18 protein-coding genes and 2 tRNA genes are annotated in these 21,587 nt (G+C 63.1%); 14 read left to right on the forward strand and 6 right to left on the reverse strand.

Annotated elements, in window-relative coordinates:
• The first annotated feature begins 8 nt into the window (after positions 1-8).
• Positions 9-743, forward strand: a complete 735-nt coding sequence (locus VB672_RS09565) for a glycosyltransferase family 2 protein (RefSeq protein ID WP_329783955.1) — start codon at positions 9-11, stop codon at positions 741-743.
• Positions 743-1,108, forward strand: coding sequence for a lipid-A-disaccharide synthase N-terminal domain-containing protein (locus tag VB672_RS09570; protein WP_329783956.1), 366 nt, complete (start codon positions 743-745; stop codon positions 1,106-1,108). The genes VB672_RS09565 and VB672_RS09570 overlap by 1 nt, the downstream gene beginning before the upstream one ends.
• A gap of 25 nt (positions 1,109-1,133) precedes the next feature.
• Here VB672_RS09570 and metC read toward each other — a convergent pair whose 3' ends face one another.
• A complete protein-coding gene (gene metC / locus VB672_RS09575; protein ID WP_329783957.1) occupies positions 1,134-2,330 on the reverse strand; it encodes a cystathionine beta-lyase in 1,197 nt (398 codons plus the stop codon).
• Positions 2,331-2,561: 231 nt separating this feature from the next.
• Between metC and VB672_RS09580 the strand changes: the two genes are divergently transcribed.
• The 4 genes from VB672_RS09580 (at position 2,562) to VB672_RS09595 (ending at position 7,052) form a co-directional block, all read left to right on the forward strand.
• Positions 2,562-3,581, forward strand: a complete 1,020-nt coding sequence (locus VB672_RS09580) for an amino acid ABC transporter substrate-binding protein (RefSeq protein WP_329783958.1) — start codon at positions 2,562-2,564, stop codon at positions 3,579-3,581.
• Positions 3,582-3,717: 136 nt separating this feature from the next.
• Positions 3,718-4,929, forward strand: coding sequence for an amino acid ABC transporter permease (locus VB672_RS09585; RefSeq protein WP_329783959.1), 1,212 nt, complete (start codon positions 3,718-3,720; stop codon positions 4,927-4,929).
• A gap of 8 nt (positions 4,930-4,937) precedes the next feature.
• On the forward strand, positions 4,938-6,257 hold the full coding sequence (locus VB672_RS09590) for an amino acid ABC transporter permease (protein WP_329783960.1): 1,320 nt from the start codon (positions 4,938-4,940) through the stop codon (positions 6,255-6,257).
• A gap of 78 nt (positions 6,258-6,335) precedes the next feature.
• Positions 6,336-7,052: an amino acid ABC transporter ATP-binding protein gene (locus VB672_RS09595; protein ID WP_442931978.1), complete on the forward strand. Its 717-nt coding sequence runs from the start codon at positions 6,336-6,338 to the stop codon at positions 7,050-7,052.
• A 65-nt stretch (positions 7,053-7,117) separates the two neighbouring features.
• Here the strand turns inward: VB672_RS09595 and sseA are convergent, their stop codons facing one another.
• The 4 genes from sseA to VB672_RS09615 form a co-directional block, all read right to left on the reverse strand.
• Complete coding sequence (gene sseA / locus VB672_RS09600) at positions 7,118-7,972, reverse strand: 3-mercaptopyruvate sulfurtransferase (RefSeq protein ID WP_329783962.1); 855 nt, start codon at positions 7,970-7,972, stop codon at positions 7,118-7,120.
• 23 nt (positions 7,973-7,995) lie between these two features.
• A complete protein-coding gene (locus tag VB672_RS09605; RefSeq protein ID WP_329783963.1) occupies positions 7,996-8,718 on the reverse strand; it encodes an alanyl-tRNA editing protein in 723 nt (240 codons plus the stop codon).
• 102 nt (positions 8,719-8,820) lie between these two features.
• On the reverse strand, positions 8,821-10,299 hold the full coding sequence (locus tag VB672_RS09610) for a cryptochrome/photolyase family protein (RefSeq protein WP_329783964.1): 1,479 nt from the start codon (positions 10,297-10,299) through the stop codon (positions 8,821-8,823).
• 95 nt (positions 10,300-10,394) lie between these two features.
• A tRNA-Asn gene (locus VB672_RS09615) sits at positions 10,395-10,469 on the reverse strand.
• Positions 10,470-10,681: 212 nt separating this feature from the next.
• On the opposite strand from VB672_RS09615, the gene VB672_RS09620 reads away from it, so the two are divergent.
• From VB672_RS09620 to VB672_RS09640, 5 genes are all read left to right on the forward strand, one after another.
• A tRNA-Cys gene (locus tag VB672_RS09620) sits at positions 10,682-10,755 on the forward strand.
• 23 nt (positions 10,756-10,778) lie between these two features.
• On the forward strand, positions 10,779-11,441 hold the full coding sequence (locus tag VB672_RS09625; protein ID WP_329783965.1) for a protein-L-isoaspartate O-methyltransferase family protein: 663 nt from the start codon (positions 10,779-10,781) through the stop codon (positions 11,439-11,441).
• A gap of 216 nt (positions 11,442-11,657) precedes the next feature.
• The gene (locus tag VB672_RS09630; RefSeq protein ID WP_442931979.1) at positions 11,658-13,043 is read left to right on the forward strand and encodes a TolC family outer membrane protein; all 1,386 of its coding nucleotides are present in this window, start codon (positions 11,658-11,660) and stop codon (positions 13,041-13,043) included.
• 156 nt (positions 13,044-13,199) lie between these two features.
• Positions 13,200-13,754: a PopZ family protein gene (locus tag VB672_RS09635; protein ID WP_329783966.1), complete on the forward strand. Its 555-nt coding sequence runs from the start codon at positions 13,200-13,202 to the stop codon at positions 13,752-13,754.
• A gap of 141 nt (positions 13,755-13,895) precedes the next feature.
• Positions 13,896-16,604, forward strand: coding sequence for a valine--tRNA ligase (locus VB672_RS09640; protein WP_329783967.1), 2,709 nt, complete (start codon positions 13,896-13,898; stop codon positions 16,602-16,604).
• Between the two features lie 131 nt (positions 16,605-16,735).
• Here the strand turns inward: VB672_RS09640 and VB672_RS09645 are convergent, their stop codons facing one another.
• Entirely contained in the window at positions 16,736-18,082 is a 1,347-nt protein-coding gene (locus tag VB672_RS09645; protein WP_329783968.1) for an Nramp family divalent metal transporter, read from the reverse strand.
• A gap of 232 nt (positions 18,083-18,314) precedes the next feature.
• On the opposite strand from VB672_RS09645, the gene VB672_RS09650 reads away from it, so the two are divergent.
• From VB672_RS09650 to VB672_RS09660, 3 genes are all read left to right on the forward strand, one after another.
• Positions 18,315-20,291: an acetyl/propionyl/methylcrotonyl-CoA carboxylase subunit alpha gene (locus VB672_RS09650; RefSeq protein ID WP_329783969.1), complete on the forward strand. Its 1,977-nt coding sequence runs from the start codon at positions 18,315-18,317 to the stop codon at positions 20,289-20,291.
• Between the two features lie 52 nt (positions 20,292-20,343).
• Positions 20,344-20,781 carry a DUF1489 family protein gene (locus tag VB672_RS09655; RefSeq protein WP_329783970.1) on the forward strand — a complete coding sequence of 146 codons (438 nt, stop codon included), beginning with the start codon at positions 20,344-20,346 and terminating at the stop codon, positions 20,779-20,781.
• Positions 20,782-21,149: 368 nt separating this feature from the next.
• A complete protein-coding gene (locus tag VB672_RS09660; RefSeq protein WP_329783971.1) occupies positions 21,150-21,506 on the forward strand; it encodes a hypothetical protein in 357 nt (118 codons plus the stop codon).
• The last annotated feature ends 81 nt before the right edge of the window (positions 21,507-21,587 follow it).

Raw genomic sequence — 21,587 nt, forward strand, 5'->3', positions numbered from 1 at the left:
CGTAACGGATGACTGATCTTTCCCCGGGCCCTCGCATCAGCGTCGTGGTGCCCGTCAAGAACGAGGCGCTCAACGTCCTCCCGCTGGTGGAGGAGATCGAGCGCGCCTGCGCGCCTCTGTCACCGTTCGAGGTGATCTATGTGGACGACGGCTCCACGGATGCGACCGGCGAGCAGGTTCTGAAGGCCCGCGCCACGCGGCCCTGGCTGCGCCTCGTCCGGCATGAGGCGAGCTGCGGGCAGAGCGCCGCCGTCCGCACCGGTGTCCATGCGGCCCGCGGGCCCATCGTCGTCACCCTCGACGGGGACGGGCAGAACGACCCGGCCTTCATCCCCCAGCTCGTGACGGCTCTGGACGATCCTCAAACGGCCCTCGTCGCCGGGCAGCGGGTGGGGCGCAAGGACGGCACTTACAAGAAGTGGCAGTCCCGCATCGCCAATGGCGTGCGTGGGAAGATCCTGAAGGACGGGACGCGGGATACAGGCTGCGGCCTCAAGGCCTTCCGGCGGGACGTCTATCTGCGACTGCCCTATTTCGACGCCCTCCACCGCTTCATGCCGGCCCTGGTCAAGCGCGAGGGGTTCCAGATCGCCCATGTGGACGTCATCGACCGGCCCCGCCACGCGGGACGGTCCAATTACGGAATGTTCGACCGTCTGTGGGTCGGCATCCTTGATTTAGCCGGAGTCTGGTGGTTGATCCGTCGCCGCCGCCGCGTTCCCGCTGCTCAGGAAATCGTCTGATGTTGATGCGTCTTTCCCATGATCTGGGACTTTATTTCTATGACCTGGTCGTCGCCCGATTCGACCTGTGGGCTGCCTTCGGCGTCTTGGCACAGTTCGTCTTCGGCGCGCGCTTCATCGTGCAGTGGATCGCTAGCGAGAAGGCGGAAAAGAGCGTGATTCCCGTCGGCTTCTGGATTCTGTCCATCTCGGGCGGCCTGATGACCCTGGTCTACGGCTTCGCCCGCAGCGACATTGTCATCATCCTGGGCCAAGCTTTCTCGATCTTCATCTATATCCGCAACCTGATGCTGATCGCGAAGGAGAAGCGGAAAGCCGAAGGCGTCGTCGCCTCCGGCTCAGAGATCGAGGCATCTGCAGGGTAGCTCCCGCCGAAGTTTGGAACGGCCGTCAGGCCGCCTTCGCGTCCGTCTCCCGAAGCCGGACGAACCCGGCATCAAGGTCCCGCTTCAGATCGTCCAGGTCTTCCAGCCCGATATGGAAGCGCAAGGCGTGGCCGCCGGGCTCCCATTTGGTGGCCGTGCGGTAGGTGGCGCAGTTGAAGGGAATGACGAGGCTCTCGAACCCGCCCCAGGAATAGCCCATGCCGAAGAGGGACAGGCCGTCGAGCATGGCGGCCAGCGCCCGGTCGGAGCAGGGCTCGAGGATGACCGAGAACAGGCCCGACGAGCCCTTGAAGTCGCGCTTCCAGAGGTCGTGGCCGGGATAGGACTCCAGCGCCGGGTGCAGCACCCGGGCCACCTCGGGCCGGGCTTCGAGCCAGCGGGCCATCTCCAGGGCCTGGATCCCGTGCTCCCTTAACCGCAGCGCCATGGTGCGCAGGCCCCTCAACCCCAAGAAGACGTCCTCCGGGCCGGGGCACATGGCAAATGAATCGTACGTCTCACGGAGACGCTTGAAGCAGCGCTCGTTGGCCGAGACCATGCCGAGCAGCATGTCCGATCCGCCGCTGAGATATTTGGTGCCGGCCTCGATGGCGATGTCGACGCCTCGCTCGTGGGGCGGGAAGAGCAGGGGCGTTGCCCAGGTGTTGTCCATGAGGACCACGGCGCCGTGCCGGTGCGTCACCTCGGCGATGGCGGGAATGTCCTGCATCTCAAGGGATTGAGATCCGGGAGCCTCGGTGAACACCGCCGTCGTGTTCGGTCGGATCAGAGCCTCGATCCCGGCGCCGATCTGCGGGTCGTAATAGGTGGTTTCCACACCAAAATTCTTGAGGATCCCGTTGCAGAACTGCCGGGTCGGCAGGTAGACCGAATCCGTCATCAGGAGATGGTCGCCGGCCTTCAGGCATGACATAAGGGCAACCGTGACGGCAGCCAGACCCGAGGGCGCAAGCACCGTTCCGGCCGCGCCGGTCAGGTCCGTCCAGGCCGTCTCGAGGGAGTTCGTAGTCGGAGTCCCTTTCGTTCCATAGGAATACCGCCCACGCCGGTGCAGCAGGTCGTCCGTGGTCTGGTACAGGACGGTGGAGCCGCGGTAGATGGGCGTGTTGATGAAGCCGTGCTGCTCGAACGGCTCTCGGCCGGCATGAACAAGGCGGGTTCGTTCGGATAGGTTTTGGGGCTTTGGAGGGAGTTTTGACATCGCTTCAAGGGCTTGCTGAGGAGATTTCGATCTGAAACCGGGCAGCCCCTGCCGTCAAGTCAGGCAAGAAATGCCTTCCATCAAGACTTGACCAGTGATTAATCATGGAATGTGATGGATCTCGATGCCGTCTCAGCCGAGACGGCGCGGAACGGTCTATCTGGGGCCCGGCTGGGGGGTAATAACCAAAAACGGCCGAGCCATGTCGAACTATTGGGAGAAGATACCAACATGAAAAAGGCTCTCGTATCGATTGCCTTCGGCCTGACAGCCAGTCTGCTCGCGACGGGCGCATCGGCCCAGGCGACACTCAACAGCGTGAAGCAGAAGGGCTTCCTGACCTGCGGCTCGAACACGGGTCTCGCCGGATTCGGCCAGCCGGACGCTCAGGGCAACTGGACGGGCCTCGACGTCGATCTCTGCCGCGCCATCGCTGCAGCCATCTTCGACGACCCGACCAAGGTTCGGTTCATTCCGCTCGCCGCCAAGGATCGTTTCACCGCGCTCCAGTCCGGCGAGGTGGACGTGCTGTCCCGCAACTCGACCGCAACCATGTCGCGCGACACGCAGCTCGGCCTCGACTTCCCGGTCATCAACTACTACGACGGCCAGGGCTTCATGGTGCGCAAGAAGCTCGGGGTGTCGTCCGCCAAGGAGCTCAACGGCGCTTCGATCTGCACCCAGCAGGGCACCACGACCGAGCTGAACCTCGCCGACTACTTCCGTGCCAACAACATGAAGTACGAAGTGGTGGCCTTCGCCACCTCGGACGAGACGTTCAAGGCCTATGACGCCGGCCGCTGCGATGCCTTCACGACGGACGCTTCCGGTCTCTACGCCGAGCGCCTTCGCGCGTCGGCTCCGGACGATCACATCGTTCTGCCGGAGATCATCTCCAAGGAGCCGCTCGGCCCGGCAGTCCGCCACGGCGACAACCAATGGGGCGATATCGTCCGCTGGACCCATAACGCCATGCTGAACGCGGAAGAGCTCGGCGTCACCAAGGCCAATGTCGAGCAGATGAAGACCTCCGAGAACCCGGAGATCAAGCGTCTCCTCGGCACGGAAGGCAAGTTCGGCGAAGCCATCGGCCTGACCAACGACTGGGCCGTCCGTGTGATCAAGCACGTGGGCAACTACGGCGAAACGTTCGAGAAGAACGTCGGCGAAGGTTCGCGTCTGAAGATCAAGCGCGGCCAGAACGCCCAATGGACGAAGGGCGGCCTGCAATACGGCATCCCGGTCCGCTAAGCCGAACCGAGATCAGGGCGCCCGGACATCCCGGGCGCCCTTCTCAGACAAAACAACAAAAAGCCGCCCGTTCATGGGGTTGTGATCACATGAGCAGGGGAGGACGGCAGGGCCAAAAATAATAAGCCGTCAGAGGATGAACTCAGTGCAGACCGCTGTCAGTCAGACGTCGCCGCCCCAAAGATCGTTCCTGTACGATCCCAAGGTTCGTGGGATTTTCTATCAGGTCGTTCTCGTTCTCGCGATCGTCTATCTTTTCTATGTCGCCGCGACGAACGCCATCGAGAACCTGCAGCGCGCCAAGATCGCCTCAGGCTTCGGCTTCCTCAACAATACCGCCGGTTTCGACATCAGCCAGACGCTGATCCAGTTCAGCGCGGCGGGCGGGACCTATGGCGATGCCTTCATCGTCGGCCTCCTGAACACGCTGCTGGTCTCCGCCATCGGCATCTTCTTCACGACTATCCTGGGCTTCGTCATCGGCATCGCCCGTCTGTCCAAGAACTGGATGGTTGCGAAGGTTGCGATGGTCTATGTCGAGGTGCTGCGCAACATCCCGCTCCTGGTGCAGTTGCTGTTCTGGTACATCGCGGTCCTCGGGACCCTGCCGCAGCCGCGCAACTCCCTCGAGATGGGAGCGGGATTCTACCTGAATTCCCGCGGCCTCTTCATGGCGAAGCCCATCTGGGGGCCTAACATCTCGGTTGTCCTCGCAGCGCTCGTGATCGGCCTCGTCGGGACCCTCGTGTACCGCCGCTGGGCCAGGAAGCAGCAGGAGCAGACCGGGCGGCAATATCCCGTCGGCAAGGTCACGTTGGCCCTGGTCCTCGGCCTGCCGATCCTGACCTGGATCGTCCTTGCTCTGACCGGCGCCAACCCGATCACCTTCGAGTTGCCGCGCAAGGGCACCTTCAACCTGACAGGCGGAATGCAGATCCTGCCGGAATTCGTGGCGCTGCTCCTGGGCCTCGTCACCTATACGGCGGCCTTCATCGCCGAGGTCGTCCGCGCCGGCATTCTGGCCGTGTCGAAGGGGCAAACGGAAGCCGCAGGCTCCCTCGGTCTCACGCCTGGCCAGACCCTTCGTCTGGTGGTGATCCCGCAGGCCATGCGCGTCATCATTCCGCCTCTGACGAGCCAGTACCTGAACCTGACGAAGAACTCGTCCCTGGCTGTGGCCATCGGCTATCCCGACCTCGTGCAGGTCTTCATGGGAACGGTGCTGAACCAGACGGGCCAGGCCATCGAAGTCGTCGTCATCACCATGGGCGTCTACCTGACGATCAGTCTCGTGACTTCGTTCATCATGAACATCTACAATCGCCGTGTGGCGATCGTCGAACGGTAGGAGATCGCATGAGCACCGCCGTCGACATTCCCCGCTTCGTCCGCGCCAATCAGGTGGAGGCACTGCCACCACCGAACCTGGCCCGGGGCCCTATCGCGTGGATCCGCGAAAACCTCTTTTCCGGACCCTTCAACACGATCCTGACGCTGGTGGTGTTCTACCTCCTGTACGTCACCGTCCCCCCGCTGGTGAGATTCCTTCTCATCGATGCGGTCTGGACCGGCACCGATCGGGCGGCCTGCCGTGCCGATACGGGCGGCAGCGAGGCCGGCGCCTGCTGGGCCTTCATCTGGGACAAGATCAACTACTTCATCTACGGCTCCTATACGGTTTCACAGCGCTGGCGGGTGGACATCTTCTTCGCCCTGCTCGCCGTCGGCGTCGTCTGGCTGCTGTGGCTCAGGGCGCCGCGCCGGGATCTGGGGGCGGTCTATTTCTTCTGGATCTTCCCGATCGTCTCCTATGTGCTCCTGACCGGCGGCAATGCCGATTTCGGCCTCCGCTTCTGGATGGGCTTCGCGATCTTCGGCGCCCTGGTGATCGCTCTGTTCGCCTTCTTCGCGGCCCTGCTCAAGACTGCCATGCGTCCTGCGCTCATCATGGGCGGCGGCATCGTCGCGGTGATCGGCATCACCCTGGCCCTCGTGGACATCGACTTCGGTCTGGCCCATGTGCCCACGTCCCTGTGGGGCGGCGTTCTCGTGACCCTCCTGGTGGCGACCGTCGGAATCGTGGTCTCGCTGCCCTTCGGCATCGTTCTCGCACTCGGGCGGCGCTCGAAGCTCCCCATCGTGCGCATGGCCTCGGTGATCTTCATCGAGTTCGTGCGCGGCGTGCCGCTGATCACGGTGCTGATCATGGCCAACACCATGCTGCCGCTCTTCCTGCCCGGCGACATGACGGTTGACCGCCTGCTCCGGCCCCTCATCGGCACGGCGCTCTTCGCCTCCGCCTACATGGCCGAGGTAGTGCGCGGCGGTCTCCAGGCCATGCCGAAGGGGCAGTACGAGGGCGCCATGTCCCTGGGCCTGAACTATCCGCAGATGATGACCCTCATCATCCTGCCGCAGGCTCTGCGGATCGTGATCCCCGGCATCGTGAACACCTTCATCGGCCTGTTCAAGGATACGTCGCTCGTGGCCATCGTGGGCATCTTCGATCTGGTGAAGACCATAGAGGCCTCCCGCATCGACCCGAACTGGGCGGCTCCGACCATCGGCATCACGGGCTATGCCTTCGCGGCTCTGTTCTACTTCATCTTCTGCTTTGGCATGTCGCGGTACTCGCTCGGCGTCGAGCGGCGCCTTGCGGCTGGTCAGAATCGGTAAACACTCATGGCGACCACAATGTCATCTCAAACTCTCCGTACCGTCGACGTCGACCCCAAGGCCGAAGCTGCCGTCCAGATGATCGACGTGCACAAGTGGTACGGCGAGTTCCACGTGCTGCGGGACATCAATCTCAACGTGCGCCGCGGCGAGCGCATCGTGATCTGCGGTCCCTCGGGCTCCGGCAAGTCCACGATGATCCGCTGCATCAACCGCCTGGAAGAGCACCAGAAGGGCCGCATCATCGTCGACGGCACGGAACTGACCAACGACCTCAAGCGCATCGACGAGGTGCGTCGCGAAGTCGGCATGGTGTTCCAGCACTTCAACCTCTTCCCGCATCTGACGATTCTCGAGAACTGCACGCTCGCTCCGATCTGGGTGAAGAAGATGCCCAAGAAGGAGGCGGAAGAGATTGCCATGCACTACCTGAAGCGGGTGAAGATCCCCGAGCAGGCGAACAAGTATCCGGGCCAGCTCTCCGGCGGCCAGCAGCAGCGCGTGGCCATCGCACGCTCACTGTGCATGAGCCCGAAAATCATGCTGTTCGACGAGCCGACCTCGGCGCTTGATCCCGAGATGGTGAAGGAAGTGCTCGACACCATGGTGGGGCTCGCCGACGAGGGCATGACCATGCTCTGCGTCACCCACGAAATGGGCTTCGCCCGTCAGGTGGCCGATCGGGTGATCTTCATGGATTACGGGCAGATCGTGGAGATGAACACGCCCGACGAGTTCTTCCGAAACCCGCAGCACGAGCGCACCAAGCTCTTCCTGTCTCAGATTCTGCACTGAGGCGGCTCATTTGGAACCCAAAAGGGCCCCGAGAAGTCTCGGGGCCTTTTTCTTGACCGGCTTGTTCAGGCTTTCTTGGCCGGACCGGTTTCCACCGGCAGGTCCTCCCGCGCTCCCCATTCGGCCCAGGATCCGTCATAGATCGCCTTGATGGGATGGCCTGCCACCTCAAGCGCAACGCCCAGGATGGCCGCCGACACGCCGGAGCCGCAGGTGGTGATCACGGGCTTCTCGGGATCGATCCCGGTCTCTCTCAAGGCTTGCTCGATCCCGGTCTTGTCTCTGAGCTTGCCATCCTTGATTACATGCCCGAAGGGCAGGCTGAGGCTGCCAGGAATATGGCCCGCCCGAAGACCAGGGCGCGGCTCGGGTGCTTCGCCGCGGAAACGGTCGGCCGGGCGCGCATCAACCACCTGTGCCAAACCGGATCGCAGCGCTTCCTGGATTGCGGCAGCGTCCACGACGGCAGCGGCGTCGAACGAGGGTACGAAGATCCGAGGCGCGCGGGGTATTTCCTGTCCCGTCTCGACGGGACGTCCTTCCGATGTCCAGGCCGGAAAGCCGCCTTCAAGGATGGAAACGTTCCGCGCACCGAAGACCTGGAAGGTCCAGCGGACGCGCGGTGCCGAAAAGAGACCCGCACCGTCATAGACGACGATCGTCATATCCTGGCTGATGCCCAACGCACCCACGGCTCTTGCGAAGTCCTCGGGCGAGGGGAGCATGTGGGGCAGGGAGGACGAGGTATCCTTCACCGTATCGATGTCGAAGCGCACGGCGCCCGGAATATGGCCCGCGAGGTATTCGGCTTCAGGATCGCGGTTCTGGTTCGGCAGGTACCACGAGCCGTCCACGACCACGAGGTTGGGATCGTTCAGGTGCTCCTGCAGCCAGGAGGTCGAAACGAAAGGCTGGGACATCGGCTGCTCCTCAAGACGTTGACTTAATCGACCAGGGACACGCGGACGCGGCGGTTCTGCTTGCCCTTCTTCTCGATATCGGTGACCGTGACCGCGCCGATCTCGCCGGTGCGCCGCACATGGGTGCCGCCGCAGGGTTGGAGGTCGATACCCTCGATCTCCACCAGACGGACACGTCCCGATCCGCGGGGCGGCTTGACCGACATGGTCTTCACGAGCCCCGGATTAGCGTCGAGCTCCTCATCGGTGATCCAGCGCTCCGTGACCGGTGCATTGCGGGCAATCAGCGCATTCAGCTTTTCTGTGATGTCCGCTTTGTCGAGGCCGGCATCCGGGATGTCGAAATCGAGCCGCCCGTCGCCCTCGCCGATGGCTCCGCCGGTCACTGGATAGGGCAGGACGACGCTGAGCAGATGGAGCGCGGTGTGGATGCGCATCCGCTTCAGGCGGCGATGCCAATCCAGCTGCAACTGCACGGTTTCACCGTCCGCGAAACGGGAAGCCGCCTCTGCTCCGACCAGATGAACGACCTGCGAGCGATCGGCCCCGTAGACCGTGTTCGTGATGTCGAACCTGTCGCCACTCGCCTTCACAATCGCGCCGGCGTCGCCCGGTTGCCCGCCGCCCTGGGCGTAGAACACCGTGCGGTCCAAAATGACTCCGCCCTCCGGGGTTGTCCCGAGAACGCGGGCTTCGCAGGAGGTGGCATAGGCATCGTCGCGAAAGAGGAGCGTGGTCGCAGTCATGATCGTCTCGGGCTTGACGAGGCGGCATCGCCCCGTGCGAAAACAAGGCGCGATGCTGACGGCAAGGAGCTTTGCGGGTCAAGCCGCTCTCGCGCTCGAACGTCAGGAAAGTGCGTCAGACGCCGCACGAAGGCCGCGGAAGGCTTGCAGCGCGCGCTCCCGCGCCGTGCCATGGGGGATGACAGGTGCCGGATAGCTCTCGCCCAGTTTGATTCCCGCTCTCTGGAGAGCGTCCGAAGGCGCGTCCCAGGGCCTGTGGATGAGCGCCGGAGGGAGTTCTGCCAGCTCGGGCACGAAGGCGCGGACATAGTCACCGTCCGGATCGAACTTTTCCCCTTGTGTGACGGGATTGAAGATTCGGTGAAACGGCGCCGAATCCGGTCCTGATCCCGCAATCCACTGCCAGCTGAAGGCATTGTTGGCCGCATCCGCATCGACCAGCGTGTCCCAGAACCACGCCTCGCCCCGACGCCAATCCGTCAGGAGATGTTTCACCAGAAACGAGGCGGTGATCATGCGCACCCGGTTATGCATCCAGCCGGTCCGCCAGAGCTGGCGCATCCCGGCATCGACGATGGGGTAGCCGGTCCGGCCCCTTTGCCAAGCTTCGAGAGCTTTCGGGTCCTCGATCCAGGGAAAGCCGTCGAACCGGCTGCTGTGCGATCTTTCGGGCAGGTGCGGGTGGAAATGGAGAAGCTGGTGGCTGAAATCGCGCCACACGATTTCGCTCAGGTACTTCTCGGCATCGTGCGCCAGAGCGGGTTCGTGAGCGGCCTGAGCCGTCACCGCATGCCAGATCTGCCGGGGGCTTAACTCTCCGAACCGAAGATGCGGCGACAGGCGCGACGTGCCGGGAAGCGTTGGCCGATCCCGGTTGGCCGCATAGCCTTTCAGACCTCCCTCGAGGAATCGCTCGAAGCTCGCCCGCGCGGCCTGCTCACCCGGCTGCCATTGCGCGCGTATCCCGCCGGCCCAATCAGGGGATGAAGGTTCGAGGCCAAGCTCCTCGAGGCGAGTGGCTGCACGGAGGAGCGAAGACGGCCAGGCGCCACCCTCGATCCGCTTCGGCGGTGCGACCGGAATTGCAATGGGGCGGGCCCTGACGGTCCGCAGATAGGGGGTGAAAACCTGGAAGGGCGTTCCGGCCTGATTGGTGACCTCCCACGGCTCATGCAGGAGCCGCCCGTTGAAGCTGTGGACCCTCGTCCCGCGATCGGTCAGGCGCTTCTTGATGGCGCTGTCGAGGGCGATCTCGGCCGATCCGTAGCGCCGATTCCAGAAGATCGCGGAGGCGCCGGTCTCGACGGCGATCTTCTCGACAACCGAATGTGCCGAGCCTTCGAACAGCAGGAGTCTGGAACCTGCTTGCTCCAATGCCTCTCCCAGCGCCCGGAGAGAGCCGTGAAGCCACCAGCGCGCTGCGCCGCCCAACGGGCGCAATCCCTCCGAATCGTCGTTCACAACGGCAAAGCATAGAACCTTCGATCCGGTCGCAGCCGCGGCCGCGAGGGCAGGGTTGTCGCCGAGGCGATGATCGTCGCGAAACCAGACCAGGACGGGGGGACGTGAATCGGTGCTCATGGCGCGGGATCATAGCCAAGCTCCGGACGCACGAAACTGGGCTTCGCGATCATGTCGAGCTGATTGTCTGCGCTGAGGATGAGCATTGGAGAGGTTGGCTCCGGCGGTAGGATTCGAACCTACGACCAACGGATTAACAGTCCGCTGCGCTACCGCTGCGCCACGCCGGAATAAGCCATACCTTTCGAAGAAGCCTCAAATTCGGGCTTCTTGAGCGCCGCGGAAGGTCCTGGGACGTGTCCGTCGGCGAGGTGGGAGGCATATAGCACGGGTTTCGACGGTTGCAAGTGCATTGTTGGCGCGAGGGGCCGAAAAGGGGCTGTTGCTCTTTGGGGGGATGGTTGCTATGGAGCAGCCGTCGCGTTCGTGACACGCCCCGGATGGCCTCGTGGCGGAGTGGTTACGCAGAGGACTGCAAATCCTTGCACCCCGGTTCGATTCCGGGCGAGGCCTCCAACAAAATTCTGAAGGCACTATCCATGGTCGATTTCACCCAAGCGCGCCGCATGATGGTTGATGGCCAGCTGCGCACTTTCGACGTGAACGACATGCCCCTCCTGGATGCCATGGACAGCGTTCCGAGGGAGCTTTTCGTGCTCCCGGGCCGCGAAATGCTCGCCTATATCGATCAGGATATCCTCGTCAGCGAAAGCGGTGAGAGCCGCTACATGGTCGCCCCAATGATCCTGGGTCGCATGATCCAGGCTCTCGAGATCGAGGCAGGCGACAGGGTGCTCGACGTCGCCGGCGGCCGCGGTTACGCCGCGGCGGTTCTCCACAGGCTGGGCGCTCGGGTGACGTTCCTTGAATCGGACGAGACCCTCGCGGCTGCTGCGAGGCAATGCTTGGCCGCTGCCGGTGCGGCCGATGTCGCTGTCGTGGCGGGGTCCCTCGAGCAGGGCTACGCCGCTCACGCTCCTTATGACGCCATCCTCGTCAACGGCTCCGTCGAGGTTCGCCCGGAAGGGCTTCTCCAGCAACTCGGTGAGGGCGGGCGTCTCGTGTGCGTGAAGGGACGAGGGCGTGCCGCTCGGGCGACGCTCTATGTCCGCTCCGGCGACGCTATCGGCGAACGCAGCCTCTTCGAAGCTGCGGCGCCTCTCCTAGCCGCCTTCGTCCAGGCCCCTGGCTTCACGTTCTAATTCCTTCCAGATCCTTAATTTCCTCGGTTCCTAGTGTCGCTTTTTTGCGCCACTCCCAAGCTAAAATCGAGCTGGCCCCAACGCGTTGTTGCCGACTCTGTTCCCTTGGGTATTGTTGCGCTTTGAGTCGCAGTGGTTTCTGAAAATGGCGCCTCTTGCGGATATTCCGTTTGGGTCGCTAGGCAGGTGCGCGTGAAGAAAAAGCATTCCAAGAAGATGTATCGCTGGCTCGGTGGGGCAATGACCTCGGTATTCGTGCTGATGGGCCCGGCTGGGGTGTCGGCAGAGACCTTGGAAGGCGCTTTGGCACGCGCTTACGGCAACAATCCGGACCTGAATGCCCAGCGTGCGAACGTCCGCGCGACGGACGAGACGGTCGCCCAGGCCAAGTCCGGCTATCGACCCACGATCAACGGAACGGCCGATGTCGGCCGGAGCTGGGCATCTGTCGAGAACCCCGCGTCCCGTTTCGCCCCGAATACGACGACCCAGAGTGCGCTCACCCCCCGCGGGTTCGGGGTCGAGCTCAATCAAACGATCTTCGACGGGTATCGGACCCAGAACCGGGTCCGTGCTGCGGAATCCTCGGTCCTCGGCTCGCGCGAAACTCTGAACAGCACCGAGCAGAGCATCCTGCTCGATGCCGCGACGGCCTATATGGACGTTCTGCGGGATACGGCCATTCTCGATTTGCAGCGCAACAACGTCGAGGTCATCGACGAGCAGCTGCGCCAGACACAGGATCGGTTCAATGTCGGCGAGGTGACCCGGACGGACGTCGCCCAGGCGGAGGCCCGCTTGGCGGCCGCGCGGTCCGAGGCCAGCCTGGCCGAGGCGACCCTGCGCAACAGCATTGCGGTCTATCGCCAGGTCGTCGGCGTCGAGCCGGCCCAGCTGGCGCCCGGCCGTCCCCTGGATCGCCTGACGCCCCGGACCGTCGATGCGGCTCTGAAAGTCGCTCTCAACGAACACCCGGCCATCAAGGCGCGCCAGCACTCGGTCGACGTGGCCGAGCTGCAGGTGAAGATCGAAGAGGGGGCCCTGGCTCCGCAATTGGGCGTCGCCGGCGCCGTCGACCAGCGCTACGACCGCCAGCAGGAAGGCGACGCCTCTTTGTCGGCCTCCGTGGTCGCGCGGCTGACCGTCCCGATCTATGAGGGTGGCCAGGCTTATGCTGCCACCCGTCAGGCCAAGGAAACGGCCGGTCAGCGCCGCCTCGAGGCCGATTCTGTCCGCGATCAGGTTCGTGCCGCCGTGAGCTCTTCCTGGGGACGGCTGGAAGCGGCACGCGCCCAGATCGTCGCCGCTCAGGCTCAGATCGATGCGGCCGAGACCGCGCTCAGCGGCGTGCGTGAAGAGGCTCGCGTCGGCCAGCGCACGACCCTGGACGTGCTGAACGCGCAGCAGGAACTGCTGAATGCCCGCGTCAATCTCATCACGGCTCAACGCGATCGGGTGGTGGCTTCCTACAGCCTCGTCAATGCGATGGGACGCCTCAACTCACGGGCGCTTGGCCTCAAGGTCAATCATTACAGCCCGAAGATCCATTACGATCAGGTCAAGGATCTTTGGGTCGGAACAAGGACGCCTGACGGTCGTTGATAAGTTTCGGGGTCAGAACCAAAAAGTTCTGGCCCCGCTTGTTTTCTTTAAGGTTGCGTAAAATACTTCAACTACATTCATTCGAATGTGATTCTTGCGTATTTCAATTTGGATGCGGCTATGGGTTCTGCGGGCCTGAAGGTTAATGAGCCATCGATGGAAGAAATTTTGGCTTCCATCCGGCGTATCATCGCTGACGATGAGGCGCTGCAATCGCCCGAGCTCGAGGAGCCGGTATCCTCACCGCTGAAGAATGTCCTCGACATTGCGGAGCTTCACGTATCGCCACTGGTCGCCTCCGGGGCCAACGAGTCGGTTCTCGGGCCGTGGAGCCGCGGAGAGGCTTTGCTCGACGAGCAGCCTGCTGAGGATGAAGGTGTCGAGCGTCTCCAGGTGTCCAGTGAACCTGAACGGGCGGCTCCGGCCCCGATCGTCATTCCCCAATCACCCGCGATGGCAGCTGGGCCGATTGGGGTCCGCCAGACTGCAACGGCGGATCTTCTCCTCTCGAACGAGGTCAGCACCTCGGTTTCCGGCGCCTTCGACCGGCTCAGCGCTTCTCTGAAGCCCAGCCAGCCGCAAACCGTCGAGGATCTCATGAAGGAGATGCTGCGTCCCATGCTGAAGGCATGGCTCGATGACAATCTTCCTTCCCTGGTCGAGCGGCTCGTGCGCAACGAGATCGAGCGGGTGACCCGCTGCCGCGGGTAGAGCAGGCCTCCCGGACTGAAACCGGGGCAGTTTCTGGCTCGGCAGGCTCAGATTGCCGCGCCTCTGTTGACTTCGTCCCATCCGTCCGGTTTGTAGCCGTCTTGCTCGCGCGTTGTTCGCGCCCAAAGGCCGGTACTTACCATGATGGACAAGACGTTCGATCCTTCCTCTGTCGAAGCACGCATTTCCACCCGTTGGGAAGAGGCTGAGGCCTTCAAGGCCGGCCGTGCGGATCGCAAGGATGCGGTACCCTATACGATCGTCATTCCGCCGCCGAACGTGACCGGTTCGCTCCATATGGGGCACGCCCTCAACAACACGATCCAGGACATTCTCTGCCGTTTCGAGCGCATGCGGGGCAAGGACGTGCTCTGGCAGCCGGGCATGGATCATGCGGGCATCGCCACGCAGATGGTTGTCGAGCGCAAGCTGGCAGAGCGCCAGATCCAGCGCCGCGACCTCGGCCGCGAGGAGTTCGTGAGCCGGGTCTGGGAGTGGAAGGAGGAGTCCGGCGGCACCATCGTGCGCCAGCTCAAGCGCCTCGGCGCCTCGTGCGACTGGTCGCGCGAGCGCTTCACCATGGACGAGGGCCTCTCCCGCGCCGTGCTCAAGGTCTTCGTCGATCTCTACAAGCAAGGGCTCATCTACAAGGACAAGCGCCTGGTGAACTGGGACCCCAAGTTCCAGACCGCGATCTCGGACCTGGAAGTCCAGCAGGTGGAGGTCAAAGGCAATCTTTGGCACATTCGCTACGCCGTGGACGGCATGCCCAACCGCTTCATCACGGTCGCAACCACGCGCCCCGAGACGATGCTCGGCGACGTGGCCGTGGCTGTTCACCCCGAGGACGAGCGTTACAAGGATCTCGTCGGCAAGTTCGCCATACTGCCTCTGGTCGGACGGCGCATCCCGATCGTCGCCGATGAATATTCCGATCCCGAGAAGGGCACCGGCGCGGTGAAGATCACGCCTGCGCACGACTTCAACGACTTCGAGGTAGGCAGGCGCCACAAGCTGCCGCTCATCAACATCTTCGGCACCGAGGCGCAATTAACGCTTGCCGGAAACGAAGCCTTCCTGGCGGGCCTCGACCAGACCGACGATCTCAATGCCGTTCTGACCCTCGATGGTCTCGACCGCTTCGAGGCGCGCAAGCGCCTCATCGCGATGCTGGAGGAGCGCGAGATCCTCGTTCAGATCGAGCCGCACGCCCACACCGTTCCGCATGGCGACCGCTCCAACGTGGTGATCGAGCCTTACCTCACGGACCAATGGTACGTGAACGTGAAGCCTCTCGCCGATCGGGCGCTCGACGTGGTGCGCAAGGGCCAGACCAAGTTCGTGCCCGAGAACTGGGAGAAGACCTACTTCCAATGGCTCGAGAACATCGAGCCCTGGTGTGTCTCGCGCCAGCTCTGGTGGGGCCACCAGATCCCGGCCTGGTACGACGATCAAGGCAATGTCTTCGTCGCCATGAGCGAGGAGGATGCCAGGGTCGAAGCACGCGCGAAGAATGGCCGTGACGTGCCGCTCAGGCGCGACGAGGACGTGCTCGACACCTGGTTCTCCTCGGCACTGTGGCCGTTCTCGACATTGGGATGGCCGGAAGAGACGACGGAGCTGAAGCGCTACTACCCGACGAATACCCTCGTCACCGGCTTCGACATCATCTTCTTCTGGGTCGCCCGGATGATGATGATGGGCCTGCACTTCATGGACGAGGTGCCCTTCGACACGGTCTATATCCACGCCCTCGTCCGCGACGAGAAGGGTGCGAAGATGTCGAAGTCGAAAGGCAACGTCATCGACCCGCTCGACGTGGTGGAGCAGTATGGCGCGGATGCGTTGCGCATGACGCTCACCTCGATGGCAGCTCAAGGGCGCGACATCAAGCTGTCGGTCCAGCGTGTCGAGAACTACCGAAATTTCGCGACCAAGATCTGGAACGCGGCCCGGTTCGCCGAGATGAACGAATGCAAGCGCGTCGCTGGCTTCGATCCGAAGTCGGTGAAGGAGACGCTCAACAAATGGGCGCTCAGCGAATGCGCCAAGGCGATCAACGAGGTCGCGTCAGGGATTCAGAGCTACAAGTTCAACGAAGCTGCCGGCGCGGCCTACCGCTTCGTGTGGAACGTGTTCTGCGACTGGACGCTCGAACTCTCCAAGCCCGTGCTGCAGGGCGCGGATTCGTCTGCCAAGGACGAGACCCGCGCCACCATCGCGTTCATCCTCGACGAGATCTGCAAGCTCCTGCACCCCATCATGCCGTTCCTGACGGAGGAGCTGTGGGATGTGAAGGGGCAGGAGGGACCGAAGCGCGAAACCATCCTGGCTCTGGCTCCCTGGTCAAATCTCGATCACCTCATTGACCCGCAGGCCGAGGCCGAGATCGGCTGGGTGGTGGATCTCGTCGCCGAGATCCGCTCCGCCCGTTCTGAGACGAACGTGCCAGCCGGCGCGCAGATCCCGCTCGTCCTCGTGGCATCGTCTGCGGACGTGCAGGCTCGGGCCGGGCGCTGGGGTGATATCGTCAAGCGCCTGGCGCGGCTCTCCGACATCTCCTTTGCCGATACGGCGCCGAAGAGCTCGATCCAGCTTCTCATCCGCGGTGAAGTGGCTGCCTTGCCGCTGGAGGGCGTGATCGATCTCGACGCGGAGCGTGCGCGCCTTGCCAAGGAGATCCAGAAGATCGACGTGGATGTCGGCAAAATCGACGCGAAGCTCGGTAATGCGGATTTCATCAAGCGTGCGCCCGAGGAAGTTGTCGAGGAGCAGCGCGAGCGCCGCGAGGAAGCGCTGACCCGCAAGGCGAAGATGGAAGAGGCGCTCGGGCGCCTGAAGGACGCCTGAGGCAGCCCATTCAATCCTTCGTCATCACCGGCCCTGCGCCGGTGATTTCGATGTGGAGAAGCGCTGACGCTCGCAAAGTCAGGATGGCCGGGACGAGCCCGGCCATAGGGCGGGTGTGAAGCTGGCGCCGTTCACCCGAGCACGAAATCCACCAGCAGCTTCACGTTCAGCACGACGATCACTGCTGCGATCACGCCTGCGATGACCGTGAGCCAGCGCGGCGTGACGAGAGCGCCCATCTTGGCTTTCGAGGCGGTCATGGTCACAAGCGGGATGACTGCGAAGGGCAGCTGGAGGCTCAGGATGACTTGGCTCAGAATCAGGAGTTTGGCCGTTCCGCTCTCGCCATAGGCGATGGTGACACCCGCTGCAGGAATGATGGCGATGCCGCGAGTGATGAGACGGCGCATCCATGGCGCCATCTTGAAGTTGATGAAGCCCTCCATGACGATCTGGCCCGCCATGGTGGCCGTCACCGTCGAGTTCAGACCGCAGCACAGGAGCGACAGGCCGAAGAGCATGGGCGCGATGGCGCTGCCGAGAATCGGCTGGAGGAGGGTATGCGCCTCTCCGAGCTCTGCGATCTCAGTTCGGCCGGTATGGTGGAAGGCGGCCGCCGCGAGGATGAGCAACGAGGCATTGATGGTGAGCGCGAACATCAGGGCGATGGTCGAATCGAGGGTCGCAAAGCGCAACGCTTCACGGCGTTCCGGCAGCGTCTCGCCATAGGCCCGGGTCTGCACGATGCCGGAGTGCAGATAAAGGTTATGGGGCATGACCGTCGCGCCGAGGATGCCGAGGGCGAGATAGAGCATATCGGGATTGGTGACGATCTCGGTCGTCGGGGCAAATCCCGTGATAACGCCTGCCCAGTCTGGATCCGCCATCGCGATTTGGATGCCGAAGCACACGGCGATCACACCGAGGAGGGTGATGATGAAGGCCTCGACCCAACGGAAGCCGAGATTCTGCAGATAGAGGATCAGGAACACGTCGAGCGCCGTGATGACGACGCCGATTTCGAGCGGAATGCCGAAGAGCAGATTGAGGCCGATGGCCGTGCCGATGACTTCCGCCAGGTCCGTCGCACAGATGGCGAGCTCCGCCAGCAGCCACAGAACCCAGGATACCGGCCTCGGATAAGCGTCCCGGCAGGCCTGGGCGAGGTCGCGCCCCGTGGCGACTGCCAGCCGAGCGCACAGCGACTGCAGGATGATCGCCATGATGTTGGAGATCAGCGCCACCGAGAGCAGGGCGTAGCCATATTTCGAGCCGCCGGCGAGGGACGTGGCCCAGTTGCCTGGGTCCATGTACCCCACGGCCACCAGATAGCCCGGCCCCAGGAATGCGGCCGCCCGTCGCCAGACCGATCCGGGCCGCACCGCGATCGAGCGGTTGACCTCCGGTAGGGACGGCAGTTCCGAAGAGCGCCTCCAGGCAGCCTTTTGCACAAGGGAAACGGGAGCGGACTGATCCATGGCTTCTTTCTGCAGTTGCAAATTATTTGCAATAAGAGGCTAACTTGGATCAAACGTCTCGGCAAGAGGAGAGTTGCACAAAGTTGCATCTGGACGCCGGTCTACCCCTCATGGGAGGGCGAGGGAGCCTGTTGGAGGCGGATGTCTCTACATTGTTCAGGCGTGACAAGTCCCGCGAGGTTTGCTCTAGGTTCTTCAAAATCCGGACTGGAAAATCTGGTAAGGGATCGAAATGCTCGAGAGTGTCCTGATCGCCAATCGCGGCGAGATCGCGTGCCGCATCATCCGCACCGCCCAGCGGCTGGGGATGCGCACCATTGCGGTTTATTCTGAGGCCGATGCGGATTCTCTCTTCGTGCAGATGGCCGACGAGGCGCATTTCATCGGTCCACCGTCGGCCCGCGAGAGCTATCTCCAGATCGACAAGATCATCGAGGTGGCCAAGCGCACCAAGGCGGCCTCGATCCATCCGGGCTACGGCTTCTTGTCCGAAAGGGCCGAGTTCGCGGAGGCTTGCGCAGCGAACGGGATCGTGTTCGTCGGCCCCCCGGCCTCCGCCATCAAGGCCATGGGTCTGAAGGATGCTGCCAAGGCGCTCGTGCAGCAGGCCAGAGTGCCGATCGTGCCCGGTTATCACGGGTCCAAGCAGGATCCGGATTTCCTGCGCCAGAAGGCCTATGAGATCGGCTACCCGGTTCTCATCAAAGCCGTCGCCGGCGGGGGCGGCAAGGGCATGAGACGGGTCGAGAAGGCGGCCGATTTCGACGCAGCCTTGGAGAGCGCTCAGCGCGAGGCACAGAATTCCTTTGGGGATCCGCGGGTGCTGGTGGAGAAATACATCCTCTCGCCACGCCACATCGAGATCCAGGTCTTCGCCGACGGCCATGGGAACGTTGTGCATCTGTTCGAGCGCGACTGCTCTCTCCAACGTCGCCACCAGAAGGTGATCGAGGAGGCGCCGGCTCCGGGTATGACGCCCGAGATGCGCCAGGTGATGGGGCAAGCGGCCGTTGAGGCTGCCCGTGCGGTCGGCTATGTGGGCGCCGGCACCGTCGAGTTCATCGCCGACGGCCGCGAGGGGCTGCGCCCTGATCGGTTCTATTTCATGGAAATGAACACCCGCCTGCAGGTGGAGCATCCGGTCACCGAGGCGATCACAGGGCTCGATCTCGTGGAACTGCAGTTCCGCGTCGCCTCCGGCGAGACGCTGCCTTTCTCACAAGACGATCTTGCCATCGACGGTCACGCGGTCGAGGCCCGCCTTTACGCGGAGGATCCGGAGAAGGAATTCCTCCCGTCGACGGGCAAGCTCTGGGCACTCGAATTTCCGGAAGCCGAGGGGATCCGCATTGACACGGGCGTCGAAGCCGGAGCCGAGGTGACGCCCTATTACGATCCGATGATCGCGAAGGTCATTGCGCATGCCCCAACCCGCGAGGACGCCTTGGACAAGCTGGCCGAGGCGCTCGGACGGACGATCGTGGCGGGCCCGAAGACCAATGCGGCCTTTTTGAAGAAGCTCTGCGAGGCTGAGGGCTTCAGGGCAGGGCAATTCGATACCGGCTTCATCGACCGCAATATCGAGAGCCTCGGGGTGGGACCGCAACCGCTCGACGAGGTTGCCGTGTCCTTCGGCGCTTCGGCGCTGATCTCGCAGGCAATCGAGCGGCTGCGCATGGCCGAATTGCAAAAGAGCGACGAACCGTCGTCGCCTTGGTCTGTCCCTGATGGATTTCAGCTCCTCGGCATTCGCAGCGTCGGCGTTCCGCTGCGCGTCGATGGCGAGCGGGTGGAGGCCCGGGAGGTGTTCAGCCATGAGCATCCCGGCGCAAGCACCGTTGCCTTCGGCAAGAGCGACCCCTGGGCCGATGCCGAGATCGATCAAGAGGTGGAAGCGCCCCATGGCGTCTACATCATCCGCAACGGTCGGCAGACGCTGGTACAGACCTACGATCCCTTCGACGTCGATCTGGAGCACATGGACGAGGGCGGGACGGTCAAGGCCCCGATGCATGGCAAACTCATCGCCGTCTTCGTGCAGCCGGGCGACCGTGTCGAAAAGGGGCAGCGTCTTGCCATCGTCGAAGCCATGAAGATGGAGCATGTGCTGGTCGCACCGTCCGATGCCGAGGTGGCGGAAATCGCCTCCGAGCCGGGAGCGCAGGTAGCGGAGGGCGCACGCCTGATCGTGCTCAAGACGGAGGAATGACCTGCGGCGCATCGCCGGGTGACAGCGCGGCGAGCGCATGGTTGAAACGGACATGACCCTTCACCTGATCAAACTCTGTGTCGGCTGCGACTCGATCACGGATCTCGAGGAATGGATCGAGGAGAACCGTGCGCTGCACCGGAGGCTCGGCCGCGAGTACGAGCAGACGCACACGACACGTATGGTCCCCAAGCGCGTCGACGAGCTTCTGGACGGCGGCTCGCTGTTCTGGGTCATCAAGGGACAGGTGGCGGCCCGTCAGACGCTTCTGGATGTGCGTCCCTTCACCGATGCAGACGGCATCGGCCGCTGCCGCCTGGTGCTTGAGCCGAAGGTGGTCGCCGTTGAGCCGCGTCCCTATAGGCCGTTTCAGGGCTGGCGCTATCTGGTGGCAAAGGACGCTCCGCGCGATATCGATCTGAAAGCGGGCGATCTTGCCAAGATGCCGGAAGACATGCGGCGGGAGTTGGCTGAACTGGGTCTCTTATAACCTATGTGAATCAGTGGAGATGGCTTGATGAGATCTCTCGTCGTGAGTGCCGCACTTTTGATGAGCGCTGGCAACCCTGTCCTTGCGAAAGAGTGCCGCATGCCCGACGTTCCGACGGGCGTGCGCATTCAGTTGCCTCCGGAATGTCGAGACCGCTTCGAATCCGGCCGCCTGGAGGCAAAGAGGCAGGATTCCCTAAGGGCGGACCAGGGGTTTATCGATTTAGGCAATGGTACGCAGGTGCGGATCGGAGGCCGGATTCGGGCCGAAGGCACAGCTCGGCGTTAGACTTTTTTGCTGGGGATCATCTTGGAACCGCGCTGGCTCGTATAGCATTGGCTCAGCAGTACAGTTGAGTGGAGGTTCCGATGCTGATGTGTGCATCCGAAGGCCGGCACTGGCGTTACGAAGTCTGTGAGCATGACGACGGTTATCTCGTCCAAATGCGCGACCTTGCCACCGGCGAACTGGACGAGGAATTCTCCACGATCTTCCGCACCCTGCCGGTCGCTTTCGCCTATGCCGAGATGTCGGCTGCCTATGAGCGCTACGCGGCCTCTGAGCTCGAGCACGTCGAAGACGAGCAGATCGAGATCGATGTCGAAGCGACGGAGCGCCATTTCATCGATTTGAGCGATCGTCTGCACGATTCCGGCATCAATGGCGTCGTCGTTCAGGCCTGGGAACGGGAAAGCCAGCGCAGCCGGGCTGGTCTGCTGCACTGAAACTTGATCGGGACAGCAACCGGCCTCGCGTTTGCAAGCCGGGCTGCTCCCTCTAGCATCGCTCCATCACGACTCACCCCG

Source organism: Microvirga sp. CF3016, from assembly GCF_036314085.1.
Taxonomy (GTDB): Bacteria; Pseudomonadota; Alphaproteobacteria; order Rhizobiales; family Beijerinckiaceae; genus Microvirga.